Here is a 15,693-nt window from a genome sequence, read left to right as displayed (position 1 = left end):
TTTGATCGTTTTTGTCTGAACAAACCCGAAAAAGTGCGCAACTTCTTGCGCAGTACTGCGCAAGAAGTTGCGCACTCGTCTGTACATGGCAACCCACATGGCCTGCAGCAATGTATGCACAGGGTTATCCACATTTGAGTGCGCAAGAAGTTGCGCAGTGGGTAAAAATCACGGAATGGCGTTTCAGGGGTTGTAATTTCAGGGAAACCTGGAAAAGACGCTGTGCTCGTCGACCGCAGTGCGTGAAACAGAAATTTTTATGACCGTTCGTCGGTATTCTTGGCAGCCACAAAAAAGGGCCCTGCCGTCGCCGGCAGGGCCCTTCTTCATTCAGCGATCAGCGATCAGCGATCAGCTGTACACACGCCCCAGCAACTGGCGATGGCTCTCGAACTGGTCCAGCACGTCGCGGGTGATCTGCTCGGCGGTAAAGCCCATCAGGTCGTACTCCTGACTGCCGTTGTGCAGGTACACCTCGGCACGGTAGTAGCGCTGGCGCACTTCGCTCTCGCCTTCCACCGGCGCCTCGCTCGGCGCCGCCAGGTAACCGTCCAGGCTCACTTCGTAGACGAACGGGTTGCCCTCTTCCATCTCGATGCGCAGGCCCATGGCTTCACGCGACTGACCCAGACGCGTCTGCACCTGCAAGCCCATGCCCTGCAATTGCACGGTCGCTTCCTTCAGGGCCGGGCTGACCTGCTTGTCCATGAAGCGCTGCACCATCGATTGGGTCGGCTGCAGGTCCAGCTGCGACAGGCGTTCGCTGAAACCACGACGACCACGCGCGGCGAGTTCCGCCTGCTCCTGCTCGACCTGGGCGTCCTGCTTCATGGCCTTGAACAGGCCAAACATGAACACCACCAGCACCACCGAAAACGGCAGGCCGGCCAGCACCACCATGGTCTGCATGGCCTGGAAGTTGCCCACCAGCAACAGCCCGATGGTCACCAGGGTGATGATCGCCGACCACAGGATACGCAGCCAGTGCGGCGCATCCTCATCCACGTCACCGCCCTTGCACGACAGGTTGGCCATCATCACCGCCCCCGAATCCGCCGGGGTCAGGAACAGCACGAAGCCGACGAACACCGCCACGCCCACCACGATCTTGGCCGCCGGGAAATGCTCCAGCAACTGGTAGATCGACATCGCCGGCTGCTCTACGGCCGTGCGCCCCAGCTCCACCGCGCCATGGTTCATCACCAGGTCCAGCGCGGTGTTGCCGAAGATCGACAGCCACGCCAGGGTAAAGCCCAGCGGTATCAGCAACACGCCAGCCACCAGCTCGCGCACGGTACGGCCACGCGAGATACGCGCAATGAACATGCCCACGAACGGGGCCCAGGAAATCCACCAGGCCCAGTAGAACAGGGTCCACAGCCCCAGCCAGCCCTCGGACCTGGCGTTGTCGCCTTCATACACGTACAGGTCGAAGGTCTTGAGAATCACCCCGTTGAGGTAATCGCCGATGTTCTGCACAAAGCCGTTGAGCAGGTGCAGGGTGTCACCGAACAGCAGCACGAACAGCAGCAGGCCGCTGAACAGCAGGATGTTCAGGTTGGACAGGCGGCGAATGCCGTTCTCCACACCCGATACCGCTGCAATCGTGGCCACGGTGCTCATCACCAGGATCACGATCAGCAGGTTGGTGTCGCTGTGCGCCATGCCGAACAGGTACTCCAGCCCCGACGACACCTGCATCGCGCCGATGCCCAGGTTGGTCACCAGGCCCAGCAGGGTCACGAACATGCCGAAGATGTCGACGGTGTGGCCGGCAGCGCCCTTGACCCAGCGCTCGCCCACCAGCGGGTACAGCGCCGAACGCAAGGCCAGCGGCTGGTTGTGGCGGTACGCGAAGTACGCCACGGCCAGGCCGACCAGGGCATAGATCGCCCAGCCGTGCAGGCCCCAGTGCAGGAAGGTCAGTTGCATGCCCTGGCGGGCGGCCTGCAGGCTGGCCGGCGCACCTTGGGGCGGGTTGAAGTAATGGTCCAGCGGTTCGGACGCGCCAAAGTACAGCAGCGAGATACCGATACCGGAGGAGAACAGCATGCCGGCCCAGGCACCGTAGCTGAAGTCGGGCTTGTCATCCTTGCCGCCAAGCTTGAGCTTGCCGTACGAGGAAAATGCCAGCCCGATGACGAACACCAGGTAGGCGCCGATCACCAGCATGTAGTACCAGCCGAAGCTGCGCGACAGCCAGGCTTGGGCCTGGCCGAGGATTTGGCCGGCCGCGTCCGGGGCGGCGATCAGCAAGGCAGTCAACAGCAGGATCAGCAGCGCCGAGGTGTAGAACACCACGCTGTTGACCCGGACCCTCTCGGCAGGGGTCTTGATAAGGGAGGCAGAACTCATTGCACAGATGCTCCAGGCAGTGCGAGAGAAAACACGAATCGACCCGTCACCCGCGCAATTGGTGCAATAGCCCTACTGCGTCAGGTGTTATAAAAGCACCTTGAAAAACCGTGATCCCAAACCGGGTGCGTTGAAAAAACAGCACAAGAACCCCGTCATGAGGGTTCGCCGCGCGGTGCGACACCGCAGGGCACTGCTGTTCAACGTTCCGTTTAAACCCGTGCACGCCTTGCATTTCGGGGGTTACACGTCTTTTTTGGGGTGCCAATCTGCGTCAGCGAAGGGTCAGAAAACCCTGTCAATGGCGCGAATTGTCGCAGAGCTTATTCTTTGTTGATTGAACGTTCAATCAAAACAAAATAGACTGGCCTTCGCCCGGTAGCCGCCTGTCGTCTGCCCGAAGGCCTGAGGAGATGTGCAAGATGCCCAAGGTCGGTATGCAACCCATCCGCCGCCAGCAGTTGATCGAAGCCACGTTGACGGCCATCGATCAGGTCGGGCTGGGGGATGCCAGCATTGCGCTGATCGCCCGTTTGGCCGGTGTGTCGAACGGCATCATCAGTCACTACTTTCAGGACAAGAACGGCCTGATCGCAGCGACCATGCGGTACCTGATGAACGTGCTGATCGAGAATGTCTCGGCACGCCGCCAGGCGCTCAAGGACGACAGCCCGCGTGCCTACCTGCAGGTGATCATCGAAGGCAACTTCGACGCCAGTCAGGTCAACGGCCCGGCAATGAAAACCTGGCTGGCCTTCTGGGCCGCCAGCATGCACCAGCCGTCTTTGCACCGGTTGCAGCGGATCAACGATCACCGCTTGTATTCCAACCTGTGCTGCCAGTTCCGCCGCACGCTGCCCCTGCCTGAAGCACGCAGCGCGGCCCGCGGGCTGGCTGCGTTGATCGACGGGCTGTGGCTGCGCGGCGCGTTGTCGGGGGATGCCTTCGACACCGACCAGGCAAAGCAGATCGCCTACGAATACATGGATCTACAACTGGCTAAACAGACGAGCCCGGACACACATACCCAGGCCTCTGAACCACCGCGCGTCGCGATTGCCAAACAAGCAGGAGCACAGCGCGCATAGCCAACACACACTGCACTTGCGAGGACACTATGGCCCGTTTCGAAACGCAAAAACTCTACATTGATGGTGGTTATGTCGACGCTTCCAGCGGCGCCACCTTCGACGCCATCAACCCGGCCAACGGCGAAGTCCTCGCCCAGGTGCAACGCGCCAACGAAGCCGACGTGGAGCGTGCAGTAGAAAGCGCCGAACGTGGCCAGAAAGTCTGGGCGGCGATGACCGCCATGCAGCGCTCGCGCATCCTGCGCCGCGCCGTCGACATCCTGCGCGAGCGCAACGATGAGCTGGCCGCGCTGGAAACCCTGGACACCGGCAAGTCGTACTCCGAAACCCGCTACGTCGACATCGTCACCGGTGCCGACGTGCTCGAATACTACGCAGGCCTGGTGCCGGCCATCGAAGGCGAGCAGATCCCACTGCGCGACAGCTCGTTCGTCTATACCCGCCGCGAGCCGCTGGGCGTGACCGTGGGGATCGGCGCGTGGAACTACCCGATCCAGATCGCCCTGTGGAAATCCGCCCCGGCCCTGGCCGCCGGCAACGCGATGATCTTCAAGCCATCGGAAGTCACGTCGCTGACCACCCTGAAACTGGCCGAGATCTACACCGAAGCCGGCCTGCCGGACGGCGTGTTCAACGTACTGACCGGCAGCGGCCGCGACGTCGGCACCCTGCTGACCGAACACCCGCGCATCGAGAAGATCTCCTTCACCGGCGGCACCACCACCGGCAAGAAGGTCATGGCCAGCGCCTCGAGCTCTTCGCTCAAGGAAGTGACCATGGAGCTGGGCGGCAAGTCGCCGCTGATCATCTGTGAAGATGCCGACCTGGACCGCGCCGCCGACATCGCGATGATGGCCAACTTCTACAGCTCGGGCCAGGTGTGCACCAACGGCACCCGCGTGTTCATCCCGGCCTCGATGAAAGCGGCGTTCGAAGCCAAGATCGCCGAGCGCGTGGCACGCATCCGTGTCGGCAACCCGCAAGACGAAAACACCAACTTCGGCCCGCTGGTCAGCTTCGCCCACATGGAAAGCGTGCTGGGCTACATCGCCAAGGGCAAGCAAGAAGGTGCCCGCGTGCTGTGTGGCGGCGAGCGCCTGACCGAGGGTGAGTTCGCCAAGGGCGCCTTCGTCGCCCCGACCGTGTTCACCGACTGCCGCGACGACATGACCATCGTCAAGGAAGAGATCTTCGGCCCGGTGATGAGCATCCTGTCCTACGAGACCGAAGAAGAAGTGATCCGCCGCGCCAACGACACCGAGTACGGCCTGGCCGCCGGTGTCTGCACCAACGACATCAGCCGCGCGCACCGCATCATCCACCAGCTGGAAGCGGGTATCTGCTGGATCAACGCCTGGGGCGAATCGCCGGCCGAAATGCCGGTCGGTGGCTACAAGCAATCCGGTGTCGGCCGTGAAAACGGCATCAGCTCGCTGGCCCAGTACACTCGCATCAAGTCGGTACAGGTCGAGCTGGGCAACTACGCGTCGGTGTTCTAAGCACCCCGTGCAGCCGCGCCCGGGCTCCACGGCCCGGGTGCCTCCCCCGCTCCCCTGCTCACTGCCAATGAGGGTACACACCATGTCCCACGTATTTGACTACATCATCGTCGGGGCCGGCTCGGCCGGCAACACCCTGGCGACCCGCCTGACCGAAGACGAAGGCGTCACCGTATTGCTGCTTGAAGCCGGCGGCCCGGACTACCGCGCCGACTTCCGCACGCAGATGCCGGCCGCGCTGGCCTTCCCGCTGCAGGGCCGTCGCTACAACTGGGCCTACGAGACCGATCCGGAGCCCCACATGGACGGCCGCCGCATGGAGTGTGGTCGCGGCAAGGGCCTGGGTGGCTCGTCGCTGATCAACGGCATGTGCTACATCCGCGGCAACGCCATGGACTACGACGGCTGGGCCAAGCTGCCAGGCCTGGAAGACTGGTCGTACCTGGACTGCCTGCCGTATTTCCGCAAGGCGGAAACCCGTGACATCGGCCCCAACGACTACCACGGCGGCGAAGGCCCGGTCAGCGTGACCACGCCAAAAGCCGGCAACAACCCGCTGTTCCACGCCATGGTCGAAGCCGGCGTGCAGGCCGGTTACCCACGTACCGAAGACCTGAACGGCTATCAGCAGGAAGGGTTCGGCCCGATGGACCGTACCGTCACGCCGAACGGCCGGCGCGCCAGTACCGCACGCGGTTACCTGGACACGGCCAAGAAGCGCTCGACCCTGACCATCGTCACCCATGCCCTGAGTGACCGCGTGCTGTTCGAAGGCAAGCGCGCCGTGGGCGTAACCTACCTGGTAGGCGCCAGCGAAGAGCGCGTCGAGGCCCGTGCACGCAAGGAAGTCATCGTGTGCAGCGGCGCCATCGCCTCGCCGCAACTGCTGCAGCGTTCCGGTGTAGGCCCGGCCGCCCTGCTCGAAAGCCTGAACATTCCGGTGGTCCATGACCTGCCGGGCGTGGGTGAAAACCTGCAGGACCACCTCGAGCTGTACCTGCAATACGCCTGCACCCAGCCAGTGTCGTTGTACCCGTCGCTGCTCTGGTACAACCAGCCGGCCATTGGTGCGCAGTGGCTGTTCGCCGGCACCGGTATCGGCGCCAGCAACCAGTTCGAGGCCGGCGGCTTCATCCGCTCGCGCCCTGAGTTCGACTGGCCGAACATCCAGTACCACTTCCTGCCGGTGGCGATCAACTACAACGGCAGCAACGGCGTACAGGAACACGGCTTCCAGGCGCACATGGGTTCGATGCGCTCGCCCAGCCGCGGCCGTATCCAGCTGAAATCGCGCGACCCGCGCCAGCACCCGAGCATCCTGTTCAATTACATGGCCACCGAGCAGGACTGGCAGGAGTTCCGTGACGGCATCCGCCTGACCCGCGAGATCATGGCGCAGCCGGCGCTGGACGCCTACCGTGGCCGCGAGATCAGCCCGGGCGCCGAGGTGCAGACCGACGAGCAGCTGGATACCTTCATCCGTGAGCACGCCGAAACGGCCTTCCACCCATCGTGCTCGTGCAAGATGGGCACCGACGAGATGGCGGTGGTCGACCACCAGGGCCGCGTGCATGGCATGCAGGGGCTGCGCGTCGTGGATGCCTCGATCATGCCGATCATCACCACCGGCAACCTGAACGCGCCGACGATCATGATGGCGGAGAAAATCGCCGACAGGATCCGTGGTCGCCAGCCATTGCCGCGCAGCACGGCCAAATACTATGTGGCCAATGGTGCGCCGGTGAAGGGCAAGCCGATGCGTGAAGTGGCGCAGGCTTAAGACCCTGCAGCCCGCTTCGCCGGCAAGCCAGCTCCCACAGGTTTATCACTGCTCTTGAGGGCAGTGCGGTACCTGTGGGAGCTGGCTTGCCAGCGAAAGCGTCCGTATTGGCAACAGCAGATCAAGCACCCGGGCGGTGCTTTTTTTGTACCCGCGATAATCGCTTTACAGCCCGCCAACTCATCAGGTTAGAATCCTTGGCACGCGACCTGCTAGCTGAAGTCAGGCAAAAAGCAAGTCGACCTTATTCTGCACTGCCCTGGAGTACTGCCTTTGGATGCGTCCACCATCAATAGCCTGTTCTTGATCGGCGCATTGCTGGTAGGTGCAAGTATCCTGGTCAGTTCACTCTCCTCGCGCCTGGGCATCCCGATCCTGGTGATCATCCTGGCCGTGGGCATGGTCGCCGGTGTCGACGGCGGCGGCATCATCTTCAACAACTACCCCACCGCCTACCTGGTGGGCAACCTGGCATTGGCCGTGATCCTGCTCGACGGTGGCCTGCGCACACGCGTGTCGAGTTTTCGCGTGGCTCTGTGGCCGGCGCTGTCGCTGGCCACGGTCGGGGTGATGATCACCACCGGGCTCACGGGCCTGGCGGCCGCCTGGCTGTTCGACCTGAACCTGATGCAGGGCCTGCTGATCGGCGCCATCGTCGGCTCCACCGACGCCGCTGCGGTGTTCTCGCTGCTGGGCGGCAAGGGCTTGAACGAACGGGTGACCGCCACCCTGGAAATCGAGTCGGGCAGCAACGACCCGATGGCAGTATTCCTCACCGTGACCCTGATCGAGATGATCGCCAGCGGCCAGAACGGCCTGCACTGGGGCCTGCTCGGGCACCTGGTGCGCGAGTTCGGCATCGGCAGCCTGCTGGGCCTGGGCGGCGGCTGGCTGATGCTGCAGCTGGTCAACCGCATGAACCTGGCCGGCGGCCTGTACCCGATCCTGGTGGTGAGCGGCGGCCTGGTGGTGTTCGCCCTGACCAACGCCCTGCACGGCAGCGGCTTCCTGGCCGTGTACCTGTGCGGCCTGGTGCTGGGCAACCGGCCGATCCGCAGCCGCCACGGCATCCTGCACATGCTCGACGGCATGGCCTGGCTGGCGCAGATCGGCATGTTCCTGGTGCTGGGCCTGCTGGTCACGCCCCACGACCTGCTGCCGATCGCCCTGCCGGCACTGGGCCTGGCCCTGTGGATGATCCTGTTCGCGCGGCCGCTGTCGGTGATGGTCGGTCTGCTGCCGTTCAAGGCCTTCCACGGGCGCGAAAAGGTGTTTATCTCGTGGGTCGGCCTGCGTGGCGCGGTGCCGATCATTCTCGCGGTGTTCCCGTTGATGGCCGGCCTGCCCGATGCGCAGCTGTACTTCAACCTGGCGTTCTTCATCGTGCTGGTCTCGCTGCTGGTGCAGGGTACCAGCCTGCCGTGGGTGGCGCGCCTGCTCAAGGTGACCGTACCGCCGGACCCTGCGCCCATTTCGCGCTCGGCCCTGGAAGTGCACATCACCAGCGAGTGGGAGCTGTTCGTGTACCGCCTGGGCGCAGAGAAGTGGTGCATCGGCGCGGCCCTGCGCGAGCTGAAAATGCCCGAGGGCACCCGTATTGCAGCCCTGTTCCGTGGCCAGCAACTGCTCCATCCGTCGGGAAGTACCACCCTGGAAGTGGGCGACCTGCTGTGCGTGATCGGCCATGAGCACAACCTGCCGGCCCTCGGCAAGCTGTTCAGCCAGGCGCCGCAGCGTGGCCTGGACCTGCGCTTCTTCGGCGACTTCGTACTCGAAGGGGACGCAGAACTGGGGGCTGTAGCGGCGTTGTACGGCCTGCAGCTCGACGGCCAGGACGCGCACCTGCCGCTGGCACGCTTCATCGCACAGAAGGTGGGCGGCGCGCCGGTGGTGGGCGACCAGATCGAATGGAACAGCACCTTGTGGACCGTTGCACTGATGGAAGGGAACAAGATCCTCAAAGTGGGGATCAAATTCCCCGAAGGTTCTCGACCCGGCCCCGGGTTGTTCCTTTAAACTTCGATTCTCTGCCCGGTTCTACGACGTCTGCCTATGTCCCTGCGCACTGTTTTTAGCGCAGCCCTGCTCGGGCTGTGCCTGTCCCTCTCCCTCGCCCACGCGGCGGAGCCACCTTCCACCGCGAGCGTCCAGCACAGCCTGGACAAGATCGCCGAGCGCAAGCTGCCCGAGGCCGACCAGAAGGCCCTGCAGCAGGTGCTGGAGCAGACCCTGGGGTTTCTCGCCGCGCGCGAGGACTACGACAAGCGCCTGGCCGCGCTCAAGCAGCAACTGACCGACGCGCCGCGCCAGACCAGCGAGAGCCAGCGCGAGCTGACCCGGCTCAAGGACAGCAAGCTCGTCCCGGTGGCCCAGCGCTATGCCGCACTGAATGTGCCGCAGCTGGAGCAACTGCTGTCCGAGCGCACCACCCAGCAGGGTGAGCTGCAAAAGGCGCTGTCCGAAGCCAACAGCCTGATCATCAATTCCCAGACCCGCCCCGAGCGCGCCCAGGCCGAGATCAGCAGCAACCAGACCCGCACCCAGCAGATCAACAGCACCCTCAAGCTTGGCAAGGACAACGGCAAGAGCCTGTCGGCCGAGCAGCGCAACCAGCTCAATGCCGAGCTGGCCTCGCTTACCTCGCTGACCCTGCTGCGCCGCCAGGAACTGGCCGGCAACAGCCTGCTGCAAGACCTGGGCAACAGCCAGCACGACCTGCTGATCGAGCGCGCCACGCGCCTGGAACAAGAGATCCAGGACCTGCAGACACTGATCAACCAGAAGCGCCTGGCGCAGTCCCAGCAAACCGTCACCGAGCAGTCGATCGAGGCGCAGAAGGCCGGCGGCAGCAGTGTGCTGGCCACCGAGAGCGCGGCCAACCTCAAGCTCTCCGACTACCTGCTGCGCAGCACCGACCGGCTCAACGAGCTGACCCAGCAGAACCTCAAGACCAAGCAGCAGCTCGACAGCCTGACCCAGGCCGACCAGGCCCTGGACGAACAGATCAGCGTGCTCAAGGGCAGCCTGCTGCTGTCCAAGATCCTCTACAAGCAGAAGCAGGCGTTGCCGCACCTGAAGGTCGACCGCGACCTGGCCGACCAGATCGCCGACATCCGCCTCTACCAGTTCGAGGTCAACCAGCAGCGCGAACAGATCAGCAGCCCCAGCAGCTATGTCGAAAAGCTGCTCGGGACCCAGCCGCCCGAGAGCGTTACCCCGCAGCTGCGCAAGGCGCTGCTGGAGGTGGCGATCACCCGCAGCGACCTGCTCGAACGCCTGAACCGCGAGCTGAGCGCCCTGCTCAACGAATCGATCACCCTGCAGCTCAACCAGAAGCAGTTGCTGAGCACCGCGCAGAACCTGCGCGGCACCCTCGACGAGCAGATGTTCTGGATTCCCAGCAACAAGCCGCTGGACCTGGAGTGGCTGGGCACTGTGCCAGAGCGCCTGCACAAACAGGTGGTCAGCCTGCCGTGGGGGTCGGGCATCAACGAACTGGCCGACGGCCTGACCCAGCGCCCGCTGCTGTTCCTGCCCCTGCTGCTGCTGATCGGCGCCCTGCTGTGGCGGCGCAAGTACCTGTATGCGCGCCTGAGCAAGGTTCACCAGGATGTCGGCCACTTCAAACGTGACAGCCAGTGGCACACGCCCCAGGCGATCCTGATCAATATCCTCCTGGCCATGCCATTGAGCCTGGGCCTGGCGCTGTGCGGCTACGCCTTGCAGATCGACGCCCGCGGGCAGAACGCCAACCTGGGTGCTGCGCTGTGGCAGATCGCCCAGGCCTGGCTGGTGTTCTATACCGCCTACCGAATCCTGGCACCCGGTGGCGTGGCCGAGCTGCATTTTCGCTGGGAGAAGCCGCAGGTCGAGTTCCTGCGCGGCTGGATCCGACGCCTGGGCAGCGTGGTGCTGGCGCTGGTCGGCGTGGTCGCGGTGGCCGAGCATCAGCCCTCGGCGCTGGCCGAAGACGTGCTCGGCATCGGCGTGGTGCTGACCTGCTACGCACTGATGGCCTGGCTGCTCAGCCGCCTGCTGCTGAGCAGCCCCACCCACCGCAACACCTCGCTGTTCCGCAAGGCCGTGGGCGTGGCGTTCACCGCCTTGCCGGTGGCGCTGTTCATTGCCGTGTGCTTTGGCTACTACTACACCGCGCTCAAGCTCACCGACCGCCTGATCGACACCTTGTACCTGCTGATGTTCTGGCTGGTGATCGAGGCCGCCTTCGTGCGCGGGCTGGCCGTGGCCGCGCGGCGCCTGGCCTACCAGCGCGCGTTGAGCAAGCGCAACGCGACCAAGGAAGGGCTCGATGGCGAGGTGATCGTCGAAGAACCGACCCTGGACATCGAGCAGGTCAACCAGCAGTCGCTGCGCCTGATCCGCCTGGCCCTGCTGGGTGGTTTCATGGCCGCGCTGTACTGGGTGTGGGCCGACCTGATCAGCGTGTTCGCCTACCTCGACAACATCACCCTGTACGAGTACACCAGCGGCACGGGCGCGGCCATGAGCATGGTGCCGATCAGCCTGGGCGACCTGCTGGGTGCCCTGGTGATCGTGGGCATCACCTTTGCCCTGGCCGGCAACCTGCCGGGCCTGCTCGAGGTGCTGGTGCTGTCACGCCTGAACCTGGCCCAGGGCAGCGCCTACGCCACCACCACGCTGCTGTCGTACGTGATTGCCGGGGTCGGCTTCGTCACCACGCTGTCGACCCTCGGGGTCAGCTGGGACAAGCTGCAATGGCTGGTGGCCGCGCTGTCGGTGGGCCTGGGCTTCGGCATGCAGGAAATCTTCGCCAACTTCATCTCCGGCATCATGATCCTGTTCGAGCGCCCGGTGCGCATCGGCGACACCATCACCATCGGCAACCTGTCGGGCACGGTGAGCAAGATCCGCATTCGCGCCACCACCATCACCGACTTCGACCGCAAGGACATCATCGTCCCCAACAAGACCTTCATCACCGGGCAACTGATCAACTGGTCGCTGACCGACACCATCACCCGGGTGACCCTCAAGCTGGGCGTGGACTACGGCTCGGACCTGGACCTGGTGCGCTCCCTGCTGCTGCAGGCGGCCAACGAGAACCCGCGGGTGCTCAAGGAGCCGGCGCCGATCGTGTACTTCCTGAACTTCGGCGAAAGCACCCTGGACCACGAACTGCGCATGCACGTACGTGACCTGGGCGACCGCAACCCGGTGCTTGACGAGATCAACCGCTACATCAACAAAGAGTTCAAGAAGCAGCACATCAACATCTCGTTCCGGCAGATGGAGGTGTACCTGAAGAACATGCAGGGCCAGGAGTACAAGATGGTGCCGGTCGAAGCGCCGAACAAGACCGTGTTGCCCGATCCGCCCACCGATGCTTCAGGAGATGGCCGTTGAAAGCCCTTGATGAGCTGACCTTCGACAACCGCTTCGCCCGCCTGGGCGACGCGTTCTCCACCCATGTGCTGCCCGAGCCGATTGCCGAGCCGCGCCTTGTGGTGGTCAGCGAGGCGGCCATGGCGCTGCTCGACCTCGACCCTACCGAGGCCCACTCGCCGGTGTTCGCCGAGCTGTTCAGCGGGCACAAGCTGTGGGCCGAGGCCGAGCCGCGGGCCATGGTCTATTCGGGGCATCAGTTCGGCTCGTACAACCCGCGCCTGGGCGACGGCCGCGGGTTACTGCTGGGCGAGGTCTACAACGCTGCCGGCGAGCACTGGGACCTGCACCTCAAGGGCGCGGGCCAGACGCCGTACTCGCGCATGGGCGATGGCCGCGCGGTGCTGCGCTCCTCGATTCGCGAGTTCCTGGCGTCCGAGGCGTTGCACGCGCTGGGCATCCCCAGCAGCCGCGCCCTGTGCGTGATCGGCTCGAGCACGCCGGTATGGCGCGAAACCCAGGAGCGCGCGGCCATGGTGCTGCGCCTGGCCCCGAGCCATATCCGCTTCGGCCATTTCGAGTACTTCTACTACACCCGCCAGCCCGAACAGCAGCGCGAGCTGGCCGAGCATGTACTGAACCTGCACTTTGCCGACTGCCGCGAGCAGCCCGAGCCGTACCTGGCGATGTTCAGGACCATTGTCGAGCGCAATGCCGAGCTGATCGCGCGCTGGCAGGCCTATGGGTTCTGCCACGGCGTGATGAACACCGACAACCTGTCGATCCTGGGCATCACCTTCGACTTCGGGCCGTTTGCGTTTCTCGACGATTTCGATGCCGGCTTCATCTGCAACCACTCCGACGACCAGGGGCGCTACAGCTTCAGCAACCAGGTGCCGATCGCACACTGGAACCTGAGCGCGCTGGCCCAGGCGTTGACGCCGTTCATCAGTGTGGAGGCGTTGAAAGAGGCGCTGGGGCTGTTCCTGCCGTTGTACCAGGCGCATTACCTGGACCTGATGCGTCGGCGCCTGGGGCTGACCGAGGCGCGCGACAACGACATGGCGCTGGTGGAGCGCCTGCTGGAGCTGATGCAGAAGGGGGCGGTGGATTACACGCTGTTCTTCAGGAAGCTGGGCGACCAGCCGGCAGGCGACGCGGTGCAGGTGGTGCGCGATGATTTTGTCGACCTGGCCGGGTTCGACGCCTGGGCGGTGGCGTACCTGGCGCGATTGGCTGAAGAGCCGGGCAATGCCCAGGGGCGGCGCGAGCGCATGCATGCGGTCAACCCGCTGTACATCCTGCGCAACTACCTGGCCCAACGTGCCATCGAGGCGGCCGAGGGCGGGGATTACGAGGAGGTGCGACGGCTGCACCAGGTGCTGACGCGGCCGTTCGAGGAACAGCCGGGGATGCAGGCCTATGCCGAGCGGCCGCCGGAGTGGGGCAAGCACCTGGAGATCAGCTGTTCGTCCTGATGTACCTGGCTTGACTGCACCGGCCTCTTCGCTGGCAAGCCAGCTCCCACAAGGTTCTACGGCGCACACCTGACCTGTGGGAGCTGGCTTGCCAGCGAAGGGGCCATTACAGCCACCAGTTCAACAGGGTTTCATCCTCGTCATCGTTGAGGTTCTTGTAGATATTGGCGTAGTACCACTGCACGCCGGTCTGCTCACGAAACGCGTCGAACACCTTGCAAATGGCCTCGAAGCCGTTGCTGGCCGGCACTGCCAGCGTCAGGTTGCCCTTGTAGCGCCCATCCAGCGTACCGCCCAACTGCGTCTTCACGGCCTCTTCCAGGCCGTCCACGGCATCCTGTGGCAGCTCGTTGGCATAGATGTGAATGCAGAAGTTGCCGCCACGCTTTACCACCTCGACATGCTGGTCGGGGATGGCGGTACAGATGATGTCGCCGCGTGCCATGTTCAGCGCCAGCCCCGGCGAGGACAGCAACTCATAGGTATGCTCGCCCACCTCGTGCACCGGCACGGTTTCGTGCACGGGCTCACCCTGTTTGTTTCGGTCGACGAATACGCGAATGTGGAGCGAATGTTGGCAATCCATCGGTCTGTCCCTAGCCTGTTCAGAGAGGCCGCATGCTAAACCATTACACCCTCTTCGCCACAGAGACCTGGAGCCAGTCGACGCCACCTTGCAATCCGCACTCATCACCTCCAGATATCCGACATCAACCGCCTGCACCGGACCGCCGCCATGACCGACCCACTCCACATCCCCTGCCCGCACTGCAACGGCCTCAACCGCATCCCCGCCGCGCGCCTGGGCGATGCGCCCAAGTGCGGGCGCTGCAAGGGGGCGGTGCTGCTGAACACCCCGTTCGAGTTGAAACAGGGCGATTACGCCAGCCAGGTCAAGGGCGACCTGCCACTGCTGATCGATGTGTGGGCAGACTGGTGCGGGCCGTGCAAGTCGTTCGCACCGGTCTTCGAACAGGCTGCCAGCCAACTGGCCGGGCGCTGCCGCCTGGCCAAGCTCGACAGCGAAACCAACCAGCAACTGGCCGGGCAACTGGGCATCCGCTCGATCCCCAGCCTGATCCTGTTCAAGAACGGCCGTGAAGTGGCGCGCCAGAGCGGCGCCTTCCCGCTGCCGCAACTCATGCAATGGTTGCGTAGCCAGGGCGTCTAGGCGCCCTCTTCGAGCAACGCATGCAGTTCGACGAACTGCTGGGTCAGCTTGTGCCGTGGTTCCAGGTGGATCAGTGGCAAGCTGGCCTGGTGCGATTCGCGCATCTTCACCGAGCTGTTGAGGTACACCGGCAACACCGGCAAGCCCTCGGCGATCAGTTCGTCGAGCATCTGCTGCGGCAGGCTGGCACGCGCCTGGAACTGATTGACCACAATCCCCTCGACCTGCAGGCCTTCGTTGTGGTCGTCTTTCAGCTCTTCGATCTCGGCCAGCAGCCCATACAGCGCCTGGCGCGAAAAACTGTCGCAGTCGAAGGGGATCAGCACACGATCAGCAGCGATCAACGCTGAAACCGCATAGAAGTTGAGCGCCGGCGGGGTATCCAGGTAGATCCGGTCGTAATCCTCGTCAAGCGCTTCGAGCAGCTTTCGCAGCTTGTTGATCTTGTGCTTGGCCTCGAGCTTGGGCTGCAGGTCGGCCAACTCCGCGGTGGCGGTCACCACATGCAGGTTTTCAAATGGGGTCTGGTAGATGTCGACCTTGTTCTTCCTGGCGAACGGCCCCGAGGACAGGGTCTGCTTGAAGAAGTCGGCAATGCCCATGGGGATGTCCTCGCCGGTCAGCCCGGTAAGGTACTGGGTCGAGTTGGCCTGGGCATCCAGGTCGATCAACAGGGTTCGATACCCCTCATTGGCGCTCACCGCCGCCAGGTTGCAGGCGATGCTCGACTTGCCCACGCCACCTTTCTGATTGAACACCACGCGCCGCATGTACAAACCTCCATGTGTCAGGAACGACCGAGTATGTGGGCGCTGCACCGGTTTAGCCAGCACCGCCCAGCCACAAAATCCGAGTTGTACTACACGTCAAGTAACAGATAGACGGTATTAAACAGAAGCAAAATCTGCTTGTCCTACCACCACCAGCATTGCTACACACCGGCGTCACCGGGATA

The 15,693-nt window shown here is 63.8% G+C and carries 10 protein-coding genes; 7 read left to right on the top strand and 3 right to left on the bottom strand.

The genetic code is table 11. The annotated features are described in order from the left end of the window. Positions 1-351 precede the first annotated feature (351 nt). Positions 352-2,355 (bottom strand): choline BCCT transporter BetT, encoded by a 2,004-nt coding sequence (gene betT, locus KUO17_RS19570; RefSeq protein WP_217977167.1) that lies wholly within the window; start codon positions 2,353-2,355, stop codon positions 352-354. A gap of 422 nt (positions 2,356-2,777) precedes the next feature. Here betT and betI point away from each other — a divergent pair, with 422 nt between their 5' ends. The 6 genes from betI (at position 2,778) to selO (ending at position 13,567) form a co-directional block, all read left to right on the top strand. Continuing rightward, positions 2,778-3,443, top strand: coding sequence for a transcriptional regulator BetI (gene betI / locus KUO17_RS19565; protein ID WP_217977166.1), 666 nt, complete (start codon positions 2,778-2,780; stop codon positions 3,441-3,443). Positions 3,444-3,472: 29 nt separating this feature from the next. Continuing rightward, entirely contained in the window at positions 3,473-4,945 is a 1,473-nt protein-coding gene (betB, locus tag KUO17_RS19560; protein ID WP_217977165.1) for a betaine-aldehyde dehydrogenase, read from the top strand. A gap of 82 nt (positions 4,946-5,027) precedes the next feature. After that, positions 5,028-6,725 carry a choline dehydrogenase gene (gene betA / locus KUO17_RS19555; protein WP_217977164.1) on the top strand — a complete coding sequence of 566 codons (1,698 nt, stop codon included), beginning with the start codon at positions 5,028-5,030 and terminating at the stop codon, positions 6,723-6,725. 273 nt (positions 6,726-6,998) lie between these two features. Beyond that, positions 6,999-8,741 (top strand): potassium/proton antiporter, encoded by a 1,743-nt coding sequence (locus KUO17_RS19550; protein WP_217977163.1) that lies wholly within the window; start codon positions 6,999-7,001, stop codon positions 8,739-8,741. A 36-nt stretch (positions 8,742-8,777) separates the two neighbouring features. Further along, a complete protein-coding gene (mscK, locus tag KUO17_RS19545) occupies positions 8,778-12,110 on the top strand; it encodes a mechanosensitive channel MscK (protein ID WP_217977162.1) in 3,333 nt (1,110 codons plus the stop codon). Further along, positions 12,107-13,567 carry a protein adenylyltransferase SelO gene (selO, locus tag KUO17_RS19540; RefSeq protein WP_217977161.1) on the top strand — a complete coding sequence of 487 codons (1,461 nt, stop codon included), beginning with the start codon at positions 12,107-12,109 and terminating at the stop codon, positions 13,565-13,567. The genes mscK and selO overlap by 4 nt, the downstream gene beginning before the upstream one ends. A 106-nt stretch (positions 13,568-13,673) precedes the next feature. Here selO and KUO17_RS19535 read toward each other — a convergent pair whose 3' ends face one another. Beyond that, positions 13,674-14,153, bottom strand: coding sequence for a DUF4265 domain-containing protein (locus KUO17_RS19535; protein ID WP_217977160.1), 480 nt, complete (start codon positions 14,151-14,153; stop codon positions 13,674-13,676). 150 nt (positions 14,154-14,303) lie between these two features. On the opposite strand from KUO17_RS19535, the gene trxC reads away from it, so the two are divergent. Beyond that, positions 14,304-14,738 (top strand): thioredoxin TrxC, encoded by a 435-nt coding sequence (gene trxC / locus KUO17_RS19530; protein ID WP_217977159.1) that lies wholly within the window; start codon positions 14,304-14,306, stop codon positions 14,736-14,738. Here the strand turns inward: trxC and KUO17_RS19525 are convergent. Further along, positions 14,735-15,508: a ParA family protein gene (locus KUO17_RS19525; RefSeq protein WP_217977158.1), complete on the bottom strand. Its 774-nt coding sequence runs from the start codon at positions 15,506-15,508 to the stop codon at positions 14,735-14,737. The two genes, trxC and KUO17_RS19525, sit on opposite strands and share 4 nt — an antisense overlap. Positions 15,509-15,693 lie beyond the last annotated feature (185 nt).

The organism is Pseudomonas aegrilactucae (assembly GCF_019168305.1).
GTDB classification, from domain to species: Bacteria; Pseudomonadota; Gammaproteobacteria; order Pseudomonadales; family Pseudomonadaceae; genus Aquipseudomonas; species Aquipseudomonas aegrilactucae.
The sequence above is the reverse complement of the archived record's forward strand: the minus strand, read 5'-3'. Positions and strand labels throughout refer to the sequence as shown.